Genomic DNA, 18,457 nt, shown 5'->3' with positions numbered 1-18,457 from the left:
AAGTTGAAAATTAAATGATCTCGTAGACAAGTAGAAGCACCCGCTTCTCACCTGTTCGACACATGAAGCATGTAGTTGACTGGTTCCAAATTTATTATGTGTAATTGGAATGTGTGGGTGTATGTACCGACACTTTTTTTCATGTATGAAGACTTGTCAAATAGATCAGTATCGAAAAAACTTTGGAGGTGTCTGACTATTAGCAAAGATATGAACGTCAATGAAAAGATTCGTGCAAGAGAAGTGCGACTTATCGATTCAAATGGGGATCAACTAGGTGTGAAAACACGTCAAGAAGCATTGGAGATTGCGCAAACTAGAAACTTAGACTTAGTTTTAGTTGCTCCAAATGCAAAACCGCCTGTATGTCGTATTATGGACTATGGGAAATATCGTTATGAGCAACAAAAGAAAGAAAAAGAAGCTCGTAAAAAACAAAAGGTTATTAATATAAAAGAAGTACGGTTTACACCAGGTATTGGCGATCATGACTTCGAAACGAAGCTTAAGAACGCAAAAAAATTCCTTGAAAAGGGAGATAAATTAAAAGCATCCGTTCGTTTCCGTGGACGTGCAATCACACATAAAGAACTTGGGCAAGATGTTTTAAACCGTCTGGCTGAAGAACTTAAAGATATTGCGACAATTGAATCCAGACCGAAAATGGAAGGTCGTAATATGTTTATGATGCTCGCTCCGATTAATGAAAAGAACTAATAGATGCAACATTACGAGGAGGAAATAAATTATGCCTAAAATGAAAACTCATAAAGGGACTCAAAAACGTTTCAAAAGAACTGGTAGCGGAAAACTAAAAAGATCTCATGCATACACTAGTCACTTATTTGCTAACAAATCTCAAAAGCAAAAACGTAAACTACGTAAAAGTGCTGTTGTATCTGCTGGGGACTACAGACGTATCAAAACAATGCTACCTAAATAATTAGACTATTAAAGATAAATATAGATTCGGAAATGTATTAGGAGGGAATTAATATGCCACGTGTAAAAGGTGGAACAGTAACACGCCAACGTCGTAAACGCGTATTAAAATTAGCTAAAGGTTATTATGGTTCGAAGAGAACTCTATTCAAAACTGCAAAACAACAAGTAATTAAATCTGGTCAATATGCTTACCGTGACCGTAGACAAAGAAAACGTGACTTCCGTAAATTATGGATTGCACGTATTAATGCAGCTGCTCGTCTAAACGGCATTTCTTACAGCAAATTAATGCACGGTTTGAAAGTAGCTGGAATTGATATTAACCGTAAAATGTTATCAGAATTAGCTGTTAACGATGAAAAAGCATTTGCTCAGTTAGTAGAACAAGCAAAAGGTGCTTTAAAATAATTTGAAACTAGCCGAATCCATCCTAGACATGGGTTCGGCTTTTTATTTGCTGGAGGTAAAAAAATGGATTCCATCATCTATTATATTTTAGGGGTAAATATTATTGGGTTTATTTTAATGGGGGTAGATAAGCAAAAAGCAATAAAGCAAAAATACCGTATACCAGAACGAACATTTTGGATTATTGCCTTATTAGGTGGGGCTTTAGGAACTTATTTCGGGATGAAACGATATCGACATAAAACAAAACATAAATCATTTACAATTGGAATGCCAATCTTCATTTTATTAAACATCTTCTTATTTTTCTACTTGTCATAAGTATTCATCTTAAGTCATATAAATGAAAAAAGAAAGAAAAAGTATGAAGTGTTTTAGATACTTTTCTCATGAAGAACAGCTAGAAGTTAGCAAAAGGAGGAAAGTTATGGAGTACGTCGGGAACTATGTAATGGCATTTATCGAAATGGGAGGATTACTTTCACCGCTATTATTTATCTGTTTTCATTTAATTAGGCCATTATTTTTTCTCCCGGTAGTATTTGTATGTGTCACAGGTGGAATCTTATACGGGCCAATAGCAGGCACTATTTATTCCATTATAGGAATTACTTTATCAAGCGTTATATTTTATGGATTAGCTAATCGAATGCCAAAAAAACTAGATAGACTAATCCAATTAAAACAAAAGTTACTAGGGAGATTTACCGCATTAAATACATCTCAAATTGCTTTACTTAGACTTGTGCCTTTTATTCACTTCCACTTATTATCCATATGTATCATGGAAATATCATCCGGGATGAAGCAATACACGAAATCATCTTTATTATCTAATATTCCGTTAGCCATCGTTTATACATGTTTGGGAGGATGGATTGCGAACTTATCTCCATTTCATATTTTCATATTTTTAATAGGTTTACTACCACTTATTTATTTAGTTAGAAGTAAAGAAATAATTATAAAATGGCAAGACTTTTTCCAAATGAGTACTTAATGGATAAAGCCGAAAATTCCGGGTTAGACGGATTTTTCGGCTTTAAATGTTTTGAAGAAATTACTTTTTTATTCCATTTTTGTAATAAGTATTTCATTTATAGGGTGTTTCCATTTGATTTTTGCATATGGGTATCTAATAAGTATTTCATTTTCTAAAAAATACAGATCTTCGCGAGTAAAACCTTTCAAATCGAATGGGTCACGAATACTAATATCGATATCCACTACCTCAAACGATTCACCAGCTACTCCTATATATTTTTCACCATCAAAGACACAACCTTTATACACAAATTTCAAGTTCCTTTTGCTGTTATTTACTTCATCATTCATATAAAAATGGTTGGATTGTTTTGCGATTTGTAATTGTCTCTCTGGATTTCTAGTGTATCCGATCCATGTATAAATAAGAAAGGCTATTGTGATGAGGATAAGTATACGAAATAAAATAACTATCATTCTGATCGACTCCCTATTTTAATCGTTAATCTTCATACGTATTACTTGATACAATAGTTTCACGAATACTAAAAATTCATGGTACAATCATAAATAAGAGAAAGTAAAGAGAGAGTGAGGATATACATTTATGAACTGGGAAGAATTATATTCCATGCAACAAAGTTTAGACAACCATATTGAAGAAAATCACCAATTAAAAAAACAAGATTTATTCCAAAAAAAATATTTAGCTTTATTAGTTGAACTTGGTGAACTTGCCAATGAAACGAGATGTTTTAAATTTTGGAGCAACAAACCACGAAATGAAAATGCTATTATCCTGGAAGAATACGTGGACGGTCTTCACTTCATTCTATCACTTGGTTTAGAAAAAGGATATCGATATTGTAGTAGAAATCTTGGTGAATTTACACGAACTGAAACGGAACAATTTAATAAAGTATTTGAATCCTGTACAGATTTTTATAAAAATGTGTCAAAGGAAAATTATAATCTGCTGTTTGAGAACTTCTTACAACTTGGAGAAGCACTAGGTTTTAGTGAATCTGACATTCAATTTGCTTATTATAAGAAGAATGAAATAAACTTTGAAAGGCAAAATAAAGGTTATTAATGATAGGAGGCAATACATATGACTAAATTAGATGAAACTTTAACTATGCTTAAGGATTTAACGGATGCAAGAGGGATTCCGGGTAATGAGAAAGAAGTACGTGAAGTTTTTGAAAAATATATTTCAGCCTATGCGGATGAAATCGAACATGATAATTTAGGGAGTACCATTGCCAAAAAAGTTGGAGATTCGAACGGCCCAAAAATTATGATTGCTGGGCATTTGGATGAAGTTGGTTTTATGGTTACACGAATTGATGAGAAGGGTTATGTCTATTTCCAAACAGTTGGTGGTTGGTGGAGTCAAGTTATGTTGGCGCAACGAGTAACCATACTAGGAGCGAAAGGGGATATAACAGGGGTGATTGGTTCAAAACCTCCTCATATTCTTCCGCCAGATGCACGGAAAAAACCTTATGAAATTAAGGACATGTTTATTGATATTGGTGCTTCTAGTAAGAAAGAAGCCGAAGAATTTGGTGTAAAACCTGGACAATCTATTGTACCTTACTTTGAATTTACACCTTTGAAAAATGAAAAAATGCTTTTAGCTAAAGCTTGGGATAATCGTATTGGATTAGCAATCGCTATTGAAGTTTTAAAACAACTGAAAGATGTTAACCACCCAAATGTTGTCTATGGTGTTGGCGATGTGCAAGAGGAAGTTGGTCTTAGGGGGGCCAAAACAGCTGCTAATAAAATACAGCCTGACATAGGCTTTGGTGTAGATGTAGGAATTGCTGGAGATACTCCGGGGATTAAACCGTCTGAAGCGGACAGTAAGCTTGGAGAAGGACCGCAAATCATGCTATATGACGCTTCCATGGTTTCTCACAAAGGACTTCGTGACTTAGTTGTTGAAACAGCAGAAGAAAAAAATATTCCATTCCAGTATGCAGCTCTATCAGGTGGTGGTACGGATTCGGGTTCGATTCATCTAACCGCAAATGGTGTTCCATCGCTTTCTATCACTATTGCAACACGTTATATTCATTCTCATGCTGGTATACTACACCGAGATGATTTTGAAAATGCGGTGAAGTTAATTGTAGAAGTAATAAAGAAACTAGATACGGAGATGGTAAAAAACTTAATATTTGCTTAAGAGTAAAAAAACAAGGCTAAAGGAAAACTGAACGTTTCTCTAAGCCTTGTTTTTACACGATGTGAGTCACTGAAAAAATTACTTTTAAGTTAGCTTCTCAATATTATCCCATATATACACTTTCGCATGTTCCTGCCGCCGGTTCGTAAAAACAATGTTGTTTATATTGACCAGTAAAAGGTTGGTTATACCATGTTGGAGGGCATGGAGCATATGGATTAAAGTACCAAAGAGCATATTTCGCTGGGTGTTCTCTCCAATATTTCAAATTCTGTTCGGCCAATCTTCTTTCAGAATCTCTTGCTCTTTGATAAAATACATTTCCTTTTTGAACAGCTTCGAATGAGTAATTTCCTCCCTGTACTTGAAAAATAACATCTTCAATGGTTCTCAAATCCCTAAAGTCCGTACAATCTGCTACAGCACGGTTGACGATTACATTCCCTACATATAGCATTCCTTGTTTTCCTTCGCCTTCAGCTTCAGCTCTCATCATTCTCGCCATTAAGTCAACGTCTGCGCTTCGGTAAGCTACTCTTGTCATTTTTTCACCTCCAGAATATAGTATGAAAAAAGACTACATTAATGTCACTGTTTTAAAAAATACTAATTTAATTTGATGTATTTTAGTAACTTAAAAACCTCCAGCAGCTTGTGCTTGAGGTAATATGTTTAGGTTAAGTAATGATTCATTATCTTCCGAACGTAATTTTGTGTTTCTTTAAATGGCGGGATTCCTCGGTATTTATCTACATTTCCAGGGCCCGCATTATAAGCTGCTAATGCTAACTCTGTATTTCCATTATAGCGGGCTAACATTTGGGATAAATATTTTGTGCCCCCTTCAATATTTTGCTTAACATCATATGGATTTTTAACACCTAGCCCTTTTGCAGTAGCTGGCATTAACTGCATTAATCCTTGCGCACCTGCAGAGCTCTTAGCATACGGGTTATAGTTTGATTCTTGTTTAATAACGGAGTGAATCAGTTTCTCGTCTATATTATACTTTTGTGCCATTTCTGTAATTTCTGTATTATATGAAGCGGTAGGTATGTGTGCTTTCTCCATTTTATATGGTAGGTTTGGTAAAGTAGAAGGTTGTTTTACCTTTATATTTTCATTCACTACTGCTTCATTTAGTTTATCTTGTAATATATACTTAAAAGCAAGTTCTACCATAGGGGAACTTTGTACAGAAGAGTTTAAGTGAGAAGTCATATTTGCAATTGCTTGAAGTTGAATAAATTGTTGTAAGTCTCTGATTTCCATTCGGTATTCCCCTTTCATCTATTTATTATTTTACGTTTAATTGTTGAAATTGGCAATATCTAAATTTGTATCGTAGACAGTAATAGGGGATCTTAAAATAGAAGTAAAAAGAAATAGATGTCATCAAACACCTATTTCTTATGAGAAGTATTTAATTCGTTGCTTGCTTAACACCTTGTTCTAATGCTTGCACCATTTCTTGCTTATCTTCCGTGCTCGATTGCTGCCAAATAAGTTCAAATAATACACCAAGACCTGGTAACATTTTTTCTTCGCCAGCTTGTATTGCATCTACTATTGTTGCTTCCAATTGATTTTGATCGTTATTAGAGATATTATGCAAGATGGCTTTACGAATATTTAAATCCATAATGACAACTCCTTTGTTTTTTCTTAATTAAACTATGGATAGTTTGACCAATTGAAGTTAAAATATGTATGATAATATGGAGAATATCGATGAAGGATGAACGAGATGATTACTTCCGTAAAAAATGAGAAAGTTAAAGCGTGGAAAAAATTACAAAAGCGAAAAGAACGGACCAATACTCAAACGTTTCTTGTTGAAGGGTACCATTTATTACAAGAGGCGAAAAATAGTAATTGGCACATAAAGGAAATTATCGCACAAGAAGGGGTAGAGCTACCGTCTTGGGGTGGTGATTTTGAAATTACTAAAGTAAGTAATAATGTATTCGAATATATTTCTGAGACGAGAAGTCCACAAGGTATTGCTGCTATAATCGAAATGAAAAAAATGGAAAAGGTAGTAGGAGAACATATCTTATTAATTGATTCGATACAAGATCCCGGAAATTTAGGAACGATTATACGAACTGCGGATGCTGCTGGTTTTGATGGGGTAATTCTTGGTGATGGTACAGTAGATTTATACAATGATAAAGTTATACGTGCAACGCAAGGATCTGTTTTTCATATTCCGATATTTCAAAAGGATTTACAAGAAGTAATTCCTGAATTAAAAGCTGATGGGTTTTCCGTATGGGCTACAGCATTAGAAGGGGCAACATTATATAATGGGGTGTCCATAGACACGAAAGTCGCTATTGTATTAGGAAATGAGGGAGCAGGGGTCGATAAAGAAATCATAAACGAAGCTGATAAAATTGTGAAAATTCCAATATATGGACAAGCTGAATCTTTAAATGTCAGTATTGCCGCGGGAATTTTAATGTATTATGTCAAAGGATAGTTGCAACAAGTAAAAAAATTAACTATAATGTAATAATATATGAAATTAATGAATGAAATACATAAACGCGTTGAAAGAGCTAGATAACATTAATGAGCGATACAGGGAGGAAATGCCTAAGACTGTGAGCATTTCCATCGTATGGAATGTTATCACTTCACTCTGGAGCTGACACTTGGAGGTAAACGAAATAATAGGAGTACGTTTATTTTGTTTAAGGAAAGGTGTTCCGGATTTATCCGTTATCAAGTATTGAGTTGGGCACCATTATCGTGCCAACAAGGGTGGTACCGCGAATTCAAGTCCTCGTCCCTTTTAGGGAAAGAGGGCTTTTTTTTCATTCAAAATTGAAAAACTCAAAAAGGGAGGCTAAAAAATGCAAGATCAATTAGAAGCAATTCAAAAAGAGGCTTTAGAAAAAGTAATCCAAGCTACAGATCTAAAGGAATTACAAGATATACGTGTAAGTTACTTAGGGAAAAAAGGATCTATTACTAAAGTGTTAAAAGGGATGGGGAAACTATCTAGTGAAGAACGCCCAATTATAGGGCAAATCGCTAATACGGTACGTGATGCGATTGCAAGTTCTATTGAAGAAAAAACGATGAATTTAGAGCAAGAAGCATTAGAGAAAAGACTAGAAGAAGAATCTATTGATGTCACATTACCTGGAAGACCTGTTAATATCGGTGGTCCTCATTTACTAACAAGTATTGTTGAAGAAATTGAAGATTTATTTATTGGCATGGGATATGAAGTAAAGGAAGGTCCAGAAGTGGAGACAGATTATTTTAACTTCGAAGCCCTTAACTTACCTAAAAACCATCCAGCAAGAGACATGCAAGATTCATTTTATATAACAAATGAACTTTTGTTACGTACGCATACTTCCCCCGTACAAGCACGTACGATGCAGGAGTATGAAGGGAATCAGCCAGTGAAAATGATTTGTCCTGGTAAAGTGTATCGACGTGATACAGATGATGCGACACATTCTCATCAATTTACACAAATCGAAGGATTATATGTAGATAAAAATGTAAGAATGAGTGATTTAAAAGGTACATTAGATAAATTTGCTAAAAAGATGTTTGGCGAAGAGCGCAAAATTCGTCTACGTCCAAGTTTTTTCCCATTTACAGAACCGTCTGTTGAGATGGATATTTCTTGTAAAGTCTGTAATGGGGAAGGATGTAATGTTTGTAAAAAGACTGGTTGGATTGAAATTTTGGGCGGCGGAATGGTTCATCCAAAAGTTTTATCTATGGCAGGCTATGATCCTGAAGTTTATTCTGGATTTGCATTTGGCATGGGGCCAGAAAGAATTGCCATGCTGAAATACGGTGTCAGTGACATTCGCGGGTTTTACACGAATGATGTTCGTTTCTTGAAACAATATCATAAAGCTTAAAGGAGGGTATACGTATGTTAGTTTCATTCAATTGGCTAAAAAATTATGTTGATTTAGGAGATATTACTCCAGAAGAACTTGCAGAAAAAATTACAAAATCTGGTATTGAAGTAGAAGGCGTTGAGTATTTTGCAGAAGAAAGTACGAATGTAGTGGTTGGTTATGTTGCATCATGCGACAAACATCCGAACGCAGATAAATTAAATCTATGTCAAGTAGATGTTGGGGATGAAACACTACAAATCGTTTGTGGTGCACCAAATGTTGCCGAGGGGCAAAAAGTAGCAGTAGCAAAACCTGGAGCAAAACTTCCGGGTGGATTTAAAATTAAGAAGGTAAAATTACGTGGCGTTGAATCAAATGGAATGATTTGCTCTTTACAGGAACTAGGAGTAGATGAAAAATATATTCCGACAGATATTGCAGACGGGATATTTGTATTTCCAGAGGATGCTGAAGTAGGCGAAAGTGTAGTATCCCTTTTAAACCTAAATGATGCTATCTTAGAACTAGATGTATTAGCTAACAGAGCGGATGCATTAAGTATGCTTGGAATAGCGTATGAAGTAGCGGCGATTCTTAATAAAGAAGTGAAACTCCCGGAAGAAGAATATTCTACTACGGATGAGAAAGCGGAAGATTATATAGCCGTTGAAGTAGAAGCACCGGAATTAAATCCATATTATGGTGCATTTATCATTCAGGATGTTGAAATAAAGGCCTCTCCATTATGGATGCGAAACTATTTAATGGCTGCAGGTGTTCGTCCAATTAATAATGTTGTAGATATCACAAACTATGTATTAATGGAATACGGTCAACCTTTACATGCGTTTGATTATGATCGTTTTTCTTCAGAGAAAATCGTTGTTCGCCGTGCTAATCAAGAGGAAACGATAGTTACTCTAGATGAACAAGAAAGAACACTAACGACAGACCAGTTACTTATTACTAATGGAAATGTACCAACTGCTCTAGCTGGAGTTATGGGAGGGGCTAACACCGAAGTAACACCAGAAACAAAAAATGTTTTACTTGAAGCGGCCTATTTCGATGGAGGGACTGTCCGTAAAACGGTTAAAGCAACTGGTTTACGAAGTGAATCAAGTACACGATTTGAAAAAGGCGTTGATCCAAATCGTGTGAAAAAAGCAGGAATGCGTGCAAGTTATCTTTTACAAAAATATGCTAATGGGAAAGTGTTATCTGGTGTAGTAGAATTCAATGAGTTAGACAAGTCAGAAAAAATGGTAGTTGTCGAGACTTCTGTTATCAATGCAAGATTAGGAACAGAAATTACGAATGAAGAAATTATAGAAATTTTAAACAGATTGCAATTCCCGTTCACACAAGATGGTGAGGCATTTACAGTTCAAGTTCCTACTCGTCGCGGAGACATTACAATATTTGAGGATATGTTAGAAGAAGTGGCAAGAATTTATGGATACGATAAGTTACCATATACCTTACCTGAAGGGTCAAATCAAGCTGGGCGCTTAACTGAAAAACAATTATTAAAACGTAAAGTGAAACAATATTTGCAATCAGCTGGTCTAACTGAAATATTAACGTATTCACTTACAAACGAGAAAAATATAAACCGACTAGTAAGTCCGGAAATATTAGAGCAGAAACCAACGCCAATTAACCTTGCCATGCCTATGAGTGAAGACCATAAATATTTAAGATTAAGTTTATTACCTGAAATGCTTAGTACATTAACATACAATTTAGCTAGAAATCAAAGTAATCTTGCTTATTTCGAAATGGGTTCCGTATTCATTTCTAATGAACAAAAGATAAACAAACAGCCAAATGAAATATTAAGAATCGCTGGTGCGATGACTGGAAAATGGCTGGAACAAACATGGCAACAAGAGGAAAAAGAGGTAGATTTCTTTGTTGTTAAAGGAATCATAGAAGGTTTATCAGATTACTTAGAAGTACCAATGAAATTCCATCAAGTGAAAATAGAAAATATGCATCCAGGTAGAACAGCAGTAGTCAAAATTCAAGATAAGACGATTGGATTTGTTGGACAATTACACCCTAGCCTACAGAAAGACTTAGATTTAAAGGACACTTATGTATTTGATTTAAATGTTAAAGAAATCCTAGGTGTATACGATAGTGAACCTTCTTTTGAAGAGATTTCTAAATATCCATCTGTTGCTAGAGACATTGCCTTTATTCTAGATAAAGATGTATTTGCAGGTGATGTTAAAAATGTAATAGAAGAAGTGGGCGCACCACTTGTCAAACAGGTAAGTATTTTTGACGTGTACGAAGGTGACAATGTTCCGGATGGTAAGAAATCAATAGCTTATAGCTTGCTTTACCAAGATCCGAATAAAACGTTGCTTGATGATGAAGTTGAAGCGTCATTTGAGAATATTGTGGAAGCAGTAAATAATAAATTCAAATCTTATATACGCTCATAAAAGTTTGTAAAGTAAACACATAGAATTTTTTCCGAAAGGGGAGATTCTATGTGTTTTTTCTTATCATTTATAACTAGAAACCTACCAGTCTAATATTGTATGCGAATTTTTCTAATAAAAGATTGTAGGAGTACAAGCCAAAATTATTATAGTTATGTTTGTCTTATAGAGAATAGAACCTATTAAACAAAATATATAGTAGTTGTAATGTATGAAATATACTCTTAAATGGAGTGTAACCGCACTAAGGTGTTAACCATGTTACGATAAGCTTGGCAGATAGGAAAGCTATTATAATTTCTTCCTGGGGCTGCGATTACTCCCCCCAGCGAAAAATCTGCAAAAGGCAACGGAGGCTTTAATCAATAATAAAAGGGGGACTACATAATGAAAAATTTAGTAGCCGTATTTTTGGGATTGATCTTGGCAAGCTTTGTTGGAATAACTGTAGCATCTGCACAACATGAAGTGCAAAAAGGGGATACACTTTGGGAGATCGCCGTATCAAATAATACAACAGTAGATTCATTAATGGAAGTGAATAATTTAAAAGGAACTACGATATATCCAAAACAAATTTTACAAATAAAAGGTGATCAGGAAGTAAAACAGGAAAAGCAAAGAAGTAATCAAGGCGGGTATTATATTGTTAAAAAAGGGGATACACTAGGTAAAATTGGTAGTGCTAATGGAATAACCGTTACACAGTTAAAGACAATGAATAACCTTTCATCTCATATGATTTATGAAGGTCAGAAACTAGCTTTAAATGGTAATGTTCCTGCGGTGGAATCAAAGTCTACATCTAATGTTAAAGTAAGTTCATCCAAGAAAGAAGAGGAAACGAAAATAGATAGTTCTAGTAATGATTCAAAACCACAAGGGAAAACCATTTCCGTAGAAGCCACGGCATATACCGCATATTGTTCAGGGTGTTCTGGTATAACAGCAACAGGAGTGAATTTAAAAGCAAACCCGAGTGCGAAAGTAATTGCAGTAGATCCAAATGTTATTCCTTTAGGGACCAAAGTGCATGTAGAAGGATATGGTTATGCAACCGCTTCGGATACAGGTGGAGCAATTCAAGGAAATAAAATCGATATTCATGTACCTACAAAAGAACAAGCGTATAATTGGGGTAGACGCAATGTTAAGGTAACTATTGTTAACTAATTTTACCGAAAATAAAGGAAGTCGTTTATGCATGCATAAGCGACTTCCTTTAAATTTAATATTTTAATTTAAGTATTTTTTTGCTTTCTTCGTATTTGCAAAGTGAACTTTTGCCAAAGAATCCAAGGCACTTTCCCCTTTTGTTTTTAATATTTTTGCAATAACTTGATCCACTTTACTAGAGGCTCCTTTTGGTAATTCGATACCAATTTTACTTGAGAGTTTTTCCATCTCCTTTACAAAACTAGTTCTAGCAACAATGGAACCCGCTGCCACTGCAATGGAATAACTCTCCGCTTTGGTCATAAAGAAGGTTTTATCTTGTAACTTTTGATTTTCTGATTTTAAATAATTGATATATACGCCAGGTTCACAAAACTGATCAATTAATATACCTTCATACAATGCCTCTTCACCTATTTTTTTTCTAAGATGATTTAGGGCTGAATGATGTAACATTGCTTTCATTTTCCCTTGAGACCACCCTTTTTTTTGTAATCGATTATATTTTTCATTATGTAAAATTACAAGCGAGTAAGGAATCTTTAATTTCACAATTTCTTTAGATAAATCTCTAATTATAGGATCTGTTAAATTTTTGGAGTCTCTAATTCCTAATTCCTTTAATAAACCGATTTGCTCTTTTTTTACATAGACCGCTCCCACTGTAATAGGTCCGAAATAATCTCCAGTTCCAGCTTCATCAGATCCGATATGACTAGTAGAAAATAATGTTCGTTCTGGTGAATAGCTATGTCTTTTATTTGTTTTAGTATTTGTATTGGGTAAAATAGGTTGTTTCGTATGTATTCCCCATTTATTTGCTTCCACTTCAGGAGACTTCCCTTGGAATAGTACTTTACCTGATTTGTATGTAGTAATAACAGCATTGTCTGTCTTGGCCCGAAATACCGCTCCTTGTGGTGTGGGGGTAAGGCCATGTTGATAGTACTGTTTCATTTCTAGGATAACTTCCATTGATAATTCAGTTACAATCTGTCCCAAGATATCTCTCCTTTAAATATTTCCTTAACATAGGAATTTAATTTACCATTTAACAATATATATTGACTATAGCAAACTACGTGCGATAAGGAAATAATCTTTTTAAAATAACGGGTTCATGTTAATATAAAGTGTAGAATTCTATGGCAGGGAGGCTTTTCTTGTGACAGATGTGAAAAAAGAACGGGTTACCGTGGAAATAAAAAATAGACCTTATACTGTAGTTGCTGACGAAGAATCTGCAAGTCATGTACGTTTAGTTGCAACTCTTGTCAATCAAAAAATGAAGGATTTGCAAAATGCTAATAGAAATCTTGATACCGAAAGTCTTGCTGTCCTAACTGCTTTAAATACGATGAATGATTACTTAAAATTAAAAGAAGATTACGCAAGATTAGTAGGTTCATTGAAAAGGAAAGAGGATTAGTAAAATATGTTTAATCTTGTATTATTATTGTTTTTATTCTTTGGTTTTTTTATGGGGCTTAAAAGGGGACTTATTTTACAAATATTACATTTAGTAGGTTTTATTGTTGCTTTTATCGTGGCAGCAATGTATTATGACGATTTGGGTCCAAAACTAGCACTGTGGATACCATATCCTGAATTACCTGACAGTACCTGGGCTTCATTTCTTCAAACATTACCATTGGAAAATGGATTTTATAATGCGGTAGCCTTTGTACTCATTTTTATTGCTGTGAAAATAGTTATGCAGATTATAGCTTCTATGCTTGATTTTGTTGCTTCTATCCCTGTTATTAATTCAATCAATAAATTGCTTGGTGCAGTATTTGGATTTATAGAGGTATACTTGATTGCTTTTATTATTTTATATATTCTAGCATTAACACCAGTTGAGACAGTGCAAGGATGGATAAATGGGTCACCAATTGCTCTATTTATTCTTGAACAGACACCTTACTTCTCGGATAAAATCCTAGATTTATGGTTCTCTTTTATGGAGGATAAGTAGAATTGGATTTTTCCTATTAAATAACATTTAGACTGATTCATCTTATTAGTTATACATTTGTATGTCATGTACAATAGTATTAACATAAGAAGGATTAGTCTTTTAATTTTATCTACGCGGCGTTACTAAAGAGGCTGGGACATAACTAAAGTGTTTCACCTAAAAGACGGACATTGCACTATTTAAGCGAAGTATATTTCCGGAGCGATTATTCGCTCAAACATGTTCGGATTTCGTCTGGTTAAAAAAATTTTGTCCCAGCCTTTAAGTGCCGCCAAGCTTCGAAATAAGTCTCCTTTATGTTAGGTAATTTTTAAAATGAAAAGGTGAAAATAATAATGACAATAAATAAAAAAGATATTATAAAATTACTCGAGAGTATTGCAATATATTTAGAACTAAAGGGTGAGAATTCCTTTAAAATATCGGCATACAGAAAAGCAGCACAAGCATTAGAAAAAGACGAACGTTCGCTTGCTGAAATTGATGATTTTACTAAGATTAAGGGAATTGGTAAGGGGACGAATACCGTTATAGTGGAGTATATAGAAAATGGGACTTCAGAGACACTTAAACAACTGGAGGAAGAAGTTCCAAATGGTTTAATTCCATTACTTAATTTACCAGGGCTAGGTGGCAAAAAGTTATCGAAGCTTTATCAGGAGTTAAACATAACTGATGCGGAATCGTTAAAAGCGGCATGTAAGAATGGTAAAGTTGAAACACTTGCTGGTTTCGGTAAAAAAACAGCTGAGAAAATTTTAGCAGCAATTGAAGAAGCGGGGACTCGTCCAGAACGTTTACCGATTGCAAATGTTATTCCTATTGCGGAAAAAATAGAGACTTACATAAAATCGATGAAAGATGTTGATTTATTTTCATTGGCAGGAAGTTTAAGGCGAATGAAGGAGACAGTAAAGGATATTGATTTTATTATTTCAACAAAAAATCCTCGGTCTATTAAAAATCAACTTTTAGATATGCCTGGTATAAAGGATGTTGTTGCGAAAGGGGACACGAAGGTATCTGTCATTTATGATGATGTTTATGATATAAATGTGGACTTCAGGATTGTTACAGAAGAGGAATTTGCAACGACCTTACATCATTTTACCGGTTCAAAAGACCATAATGTTGCTATGAGGCAATTAGCAAAGTCTCGAGGTGAAAAGATTAGTGAGTATGGAGTGGAAATTGAGGAGACAAAAGAAGTTCTAACTTTTAAAAGTGAGGAAGAATTTTTCCATCATTTCGGTTTCACGTATGTTCCTCCGGAAATACGTGAAAATACCGGGGAAGTTGAGTCTTTTGAAAAAGATTATCCACTTTTAAAACTGGATGATATAAAAGGCGACCTACACATGCACACAACGTACAGTGATGGTGCGCAATCATTGGAAGAGATGGTTAATCAAGTACGAAATAAGGGGTATTCCTATATAGCGATTACAGATCATTCTAAGTATCTTCGTGTTGCAAATGGCTTAGATGAAAATCGATTAAGAAAACAGCGAGAAGAAATTAGTAAGTTAAATGAGAAATATGATGATATTCATATATTTGCAGGAGTGGAAATGGATATTTTACCAGACGGTAGTTTGGACTTTTCAGATGACTTCTTAAAAGAAATGGATTTCGTTATTGGTGCGATTCATTCTAGTTTCAATCAGTCAGAGGAACAAATCATGGACAGGTTATTTGCAGCATTGGAGAATCCATATGTTTCATTAATTGCCCATCCTACAGGGAGACTAATTGGTAGAAGAAATGGCTATAAAGTAGATGTAAATAGATTAATTGAAAAAGCGAAAGAGACAAATACAGCTTTAGAAATAAATGCAAATCCAAACCGTTTAGATTTATCGGCTAAGTGGGCGAGGCAGGCTCAGGAGGCAGGAGTTCTTCTAGCAATAAATACAGATGCGCATAGTTACCATATGCTTGAACATATGAAGTATGGAGTTGGAACAGCAAGGAAAGGTTGGATTTGTAAAGATACTGTCATTAATACATGGGATCAAGATAAACTTATGAAATTTTTTAACAGGAATAAGTAGTAATAAAAGGAGTTTACTAGTATGAACGATCGAGTACTTCGAACATTAGAATTTCAGAAGATTACAGAGCAACTAATTAACCAGGCAGCAACATCCATTGGTAAAGACTATGCTTCCAATATGAAACCTTCCTCTGAAATAGAGAAGGTAAATCGGATGCAAGATGAAACGGATGAAGCGGCACAAATTATAAGGCTAAATCAATCTATTCCGCTAGGTGGAATTACAGATATTCGGATGAGTGTCAAACGGAGTGAGATAGGTGGTACCTTAACTACTGAAGAATGTTTAAACGTAGCAGATACCATATACGGAGGAAGAAAAGTAAAGAATTTTATTGGAGGTTTAGAAGAGAATTTACCGATATTAAAAGAAATGGTAGAAGAAATTATATCACTAGGGGAACTAGAGCGAGAAATAAAAAATTGTATTGATGATCATGGTCATGTAATGGATAGCGCATCTCAGACGTTACGTGGTATTCGTTCATCCATTCGTTCTTACGAGTCTAAAGTAAGGGAAAAATTAGAAGGTTACACAAGGTCAAATAGTAAAATGTTATCCGACTCGATTGTGACCATAAGGAACGATCGTTACGTTATACCAGTAAAACAAGAGTATCGTGCGGCAATTGGTGGTATAGTTCATGATCAGTCATCATCCGGCCAAACTTTATTTATGGAACCTAGAGCAGTTGTGGAATTAAATAATCATCTACAAGCGGCTTATATGAAAGAAAAACAAGAGATAGATCGGATTTTAAAGGAATTAAGTGGACTAATTGCAGAACATAGTGAAACTCTACATCAGAACGTATCTATATTAGGGATAATTGATTTTATTCATGCTAGAGCTTTATTAGGAAATCAAATGAAAGCTGCAAAACCAAAAATAAATGATCAAGGAATTATTAAGATGAAGCAAGCACGCCATCCACTAATATCCGCAGATGAAGTTGTTCCAAATGATATTGAAATAGGTGAATCTTATTCATCTATTGTTATTACCGGACCAAATACGGGCGGTAAGACGGTTACATTAAAAATGGTCGGATTATGTACTTTAATGGCCCAGTCGGGATTACAAGTACCAGCATTAGACGGTTGTGAACTTGCAGTCTTCCATGAGGTGTTTGCTGATATTGGAGATGAACAATCGATTGAACAAAATTTAAGTACTTTTTCATCGCATATGACAAATATTGTGGACATTATTGAATATGTGGACCAGCGCTCATTAGTATTATTTGATGAATTAGGTTCGGGAACAGATCCAGGTGAAGGCGCAGCACTAGCAATGGCAATATTAGATGAAGTTATTTCTAGAGATGCACGGGTTATTGCAACGACCCATTATCCAGAATTGAAAGCATATGGCTATAATCGTGAAAATGTAATCAATGCCTCTGTTGAATTTGATGTGGAAACATTACAACCGACGTATCGATTATTACTGGGTATACCTGGAAGAAGTAATGCATTTGAAATATCAAGTCGATTAGGGTTAAATTCTCAAATTATTGAAAGAGCAAAAGGATTAGTGGGGATAGACTCTAAAAATGTAGAAAACATGATTGCTTCGTTAGAGAAGTCTCAAATTTCAGCTGAAAAGGATTATGAAAAAGCTCATAATGTATTATTAGAAAGCGAAGAAATCCGTAGTCAACTAGAAAAAGAGTATAAACAATTTTTGGATAAACGTGAACAATTATTTAAAAAAGCAGAAGAAAAAGCGGAAAAGGCCCTAATAAAAGCTCGTGAAGAAGCACAAATCATTGTAAATGAAATTAAAAATATGAAATCCAATGTGGAGATAAAAGAACACGAGTGGATTGAGGCCAAAAAGATGCTAGAAGAGGCAAAACCAAATTTATCATCAAGAAAAAATGCAACAACTCAAGAAGTTTCATCAAAAGACTCGAACGAACTTCATCCAGGAGATGAAATCAAACTGTTAACGGTAAATCAAAAAGGTGAAGTGTTAGAAAAAATTAGTGATAATGAATACTTAGTACAAGTTGGGATAATGAAAGTAAAGATGAAACGCAAAGATTTACAGTTATTAGGTAAACCGAAACAAAATTATGAAAAACCTGTTACAACAATTAAAGGTTCTAATTACCATGTTAAAACAGATTTAGATTTAAGGGGTGAGCGTTATGAGGATGCTCTATTTAAATTGGAAAAATATATTGATGATAGCTTGTTAGCCGGTTATCCGAGAGTATCTATTATTCATGGAAAAGGAACTGGAGCTTTACGTAAAGGCGTGCAGGATTTTGTGAAAAAACATCCAAATATTGCTTCAGCAAGACCCGGAGCAAATGGTGAAGGCGGAAGTGGAGTTACTATTATCGAATTTCGTTAATATAAAAT

Annotated in this window: 20 protein-coding genes and 2 other annotated features; of the genes, 15 read left to right on the top strand and 5 right to left on the bottom strand. The window is 34.7% G+C overall.

Annotated features, from left to right (window positions below):
* Positions 1-22: 22 nt before the first annotated feature.
* Positions 23-145: a sequence feature (ribosomal protein L20 leader region), on the top strand.
* Positions 146-210: 65 nt separating this feature from the next.
* The 5 genes from infC (at position 211) to A9178_RS09275 (ending at position 2,353) form a co-directional block, all read left to right on the top strand.
* A complete protein-coding gene (gene infC / locus A9178_RS09295) occupies positions 211-717 on the top strand; it encodes a translation initiation factor IF-3 (RefSeq protein WP_068674606.1) in 507 nt (168 codons plus the stop codon).
* Between the two features lie 31 nt (positions 718-748).
* Positions 749-943 (top strand): 50S ribosomal protein L35, encoded by a 195-nt coding sequence (rpmI, locus tag A9178_RS09290; RefSeq protein ID WP_068674604.1) that lies wholly within the window; start codon positions 749-751, stop codon positions 941-943.
* A gap of 53 nt (positions 944-996) precedes the next feature.
* Positions 997-1,353, top strand: a complete 357-nt coding sequence (rplT, locus tag A9178_RS09285; protein ID WP_068674602.1) for a 50S ribosomal protein L20 — start codon at positions 997-999, stop codon at positions 1,351-1,353.
* A gap of 63 nt (positions 1,354-1,416) precedes the next feature.
* The gene (locus A9178_RS09280; protein ID WP_068674600.1) at positions 1,417-1,674 is read left to right on the top strand and encodes a DUF1294 domain-containing protein; all 258 of its coding nucleotides are present in this window, start codon (positions 1,417-1,419) and stop codon (positions 1,672-1,674) included.
* Between the two features lie 106 nt (positions 1,675-1,780).
* Entirely contained in the window at positions 1,781-2,353 is a 573-nt protein-coding gene (locus tag A9178_RS09275) for a TVP38/TMEM64 family protein (protein ID WP_068674599.1), read from the top strand.
* A 68-nt stretch (positions 2,354-2,421) separates the two neighbouring features.
* Here the strand turns inward: A9178_RS09275 and A9178_RS09270 are convergent, their stop codons facing one another.
* Entirely contained in the window at positions 2,422-2,814 is a 393-nt protein-coding gene (locus tag A9178_RS09270) for a sigma-w pathway protein ysdB (protein WP_068674596.1), read from the bottom strand.
* A 130-nt stretch (positions 2,815-2,944) separates the two neighbouring features.
* Between A9178_RS09270 and A9178_RS09265 the strand changes: the two genes are divergently transcribed.
* Positions 2,945-3,430 carry a dUTP diphosphatase gene (locus tag A9178_RS09265; protein WP_068674594.1) on the top strand — a complete coding sequence of 162 codons (486 nt, stop codon included), beginning with the start codon at positions 2,945-2,947 and terminating at the stop codon, positions 3,428-3,430.
* Between the two features lie 18 nt (positions 3,431-3,448).
* Positions 3,449-4,534 carry a M42 family metallopeptidase gene (locus A9178_RS09260; protein ID WP_068674592.1) on the top strand — a complete coding sequence of 362 codons (1,086 nt, stop codon included), beginning with the start codon at positions 3,449-3,451 and terminating at the stop codon, positions 4,532-4,534.
* Positions 4,535-4,637: 103 nt separating this feature from the next.
* Here the strand turns inward: A9178_RS09260 and A9178_RS09255 are convergent, their stop codons facing one another.
* The 3 genes from A9178_RS09255 to sspI all read right to left on the bottom strand — a co-directional run bounded on the left by A9178_RS09255 (position 4,638) and on the right by sspI (position 6,176).
* Entirely contained in the window at positions 4,638-5,078 is a 441-nt protein-coding gene (locus A9178_RS09255) for a cell wall hydrolase (protein ID WP_068674590.1), read from the bottom strand.
* Positions 5,079-5,206: 128 nt separating this feature from the next.
* The gene (locus tag A9178_RS09250) at positions 5,207-5,806 is read right to left on the bottom strand and encodes a lytic transglycosylase domain-containing protein (RefSeq protein ID WP_068674589.1); all 600 of its coding nucleotides are present in this window, start codon (positions 5,804-5,806) and stop codon (positions 5,207-5,209) included.
* Between the two features lie 151 nt (positions 5,807-5,957).
* On the bottom strand, positions 5,958-6,176 hold the full coding sequence (sspI, locus tag A9178_RS09245) for a small acid-soluble spore protein SspI (RefSeq protein ID WP_068674587.1): 219 nt from the start codon (positions 6,174-6,176) through the stop codon (positions 5,958-5,960).
* 105 nt (positions 6,177-6,281) lie between these two features.
* Here sspI and A9178_RS09240 point away from each other — a divergent pair, with 105 nt between their 5' ends.
* The 4 genes from A9178_RS09240 (at position 6,282) to A9178_RS09225 (ending at position 12,044) form a co-directional block, all read left to right on the top strand.
* Positions 6,282-7,019, top strand: coding sequence for a TrmH family RNA methyltransferase (locus tag A9178_RS09240; RefSeq protein WP_068674585.1), 738 nt, complete (start codon positions 6,282-6,284; stop codon positions 7,017-7,019).
* Between the two features lie 61 nt (positions 7,020-7,080).
* Positions 7,081-7,336, top strand: a binding site (T-box leader).
* A 59-nt stretch (positions 7,337-7,395) separates the two neighbouring features.
* Positions 7,396-8,430: a phenylalanine--tRNA ligase subunit alpha gene (pheS, locus tag A9178_RS09235; RefSeq protein ID WP_068674583.1), complete on the top strand. Its 1,035-nt coding sequence runs from the start codon at positions 7,396-7,398 to the stop codon at positions 8,428-8,430.
* A gap of 14 nt (positions 8,431-8,444) precedes the next feature.
* Complete coding sequence (pheT, locus tag A9178_RS09230) at positions 8,445-10,871, top strand: phenylalanine--tRNA ligase subunit beta (RefSeq protein WP_068674581.1); 2,427 nt, start codon at positions 8,445-8,447, stop codon at positions 10,869-10,871.
* Positions 10,872-11,258: 387 nt separating this feature from the next.
* Positions 11,259-12,044 (top strand): LysM peptidoglycan-binding and 3D domain-containing protein, encoded by a 786-nt coding sequence (locus A9178_RS09225; protein WP_068674579.1) that lies wholly within the window; start codon positions 11,259-11,261, stop codon positions 12,042-12,044.
* Positions 12,045-12,107: 63 nt separating this feature from the next.
* Here A9178_RS09225 and rnhC read toward each other — a convergent pair whose 3' ends face one another.
* Entirely contained in the window at positions 12,108-13,049 is a 942-nt protein-coding gene (gene rnhC / locus A9178_RS09220; protein WP_082918152.1) for a ribonuclease HIII, read from the bottom strand.
* A 163-nt stretch (positions 13,050-13,212) separates the two neighbouring features.
* Between rnhC and zapA the strand changes: the two genes are divergently transcribed.
* From zapA to A9178_RS09200, 4 genes are all read left to right on the top strand, one after another.
* Positions 13,213-13,476 (top strand): cell division protein ZapA, encoded by a 264-nt coding sequence (zapA, locus tag A9178_RS09215; RefSeq protein ID WP_068674577.1) that lies wholly within the window; start codon positions 13,213-13,215, stop codon positions 13,474-13,476.
* Between the two features lie 6 nt (positions 13,477-13,482).
* On the top strand, positions 13,483-14,025 hold the full coding sequence (locus tag A9178_RS09210; RefSeq protein ID WP_068674574.1) for a CvpA family protein: 543 nt from the start codon (positions 13,483-13,485) through the stop codon (positions 14,023-14,025).
* 338 nt (positions 14,026-14,363) lie between these two features.
* Positions 14,364-16,082: a DNA polymerase/3'-5' exonuclease PolX gene (gene polX / locus A9178_RS09205; protein WP_068674572.1), complete on the top strand. Its 1,719-nt coding sequence runs from the start codon at positions 14,364-14,366 to the stop codon at positions 16,080-16,082.
* Positions 16,083-16,103: 21 nt separating this feature from the next.
* The gene (locus A9178_RS09200) at positions 16,104-18,449 is read left to right on the top strand and encodes an endonuclease MutS2 (protein WP_068674570.1); all 2,346 of its coding nucleotides are present in this window, start codon (positions 16,104-16,106) and stop codon (positions 18,447-18,449) included.
* Positions 18,450-18,457 lie beyond the last annotated feature (8 nt).

Origin of the sequence: Oceanobacillus sp. Castelsardo (assembly GCF_001659985.1) — a bacterium.
Lineage (GTDB): Bacteria > Bacillota > Bacilli > Bacillales > Amphibacillaceae > Oceanobacillus.
The sequence above is the reverse complement of the archived record's forward strand: the minus strand, read 5'-3'. Positions and strand labels throughout refer to the sequence as shown.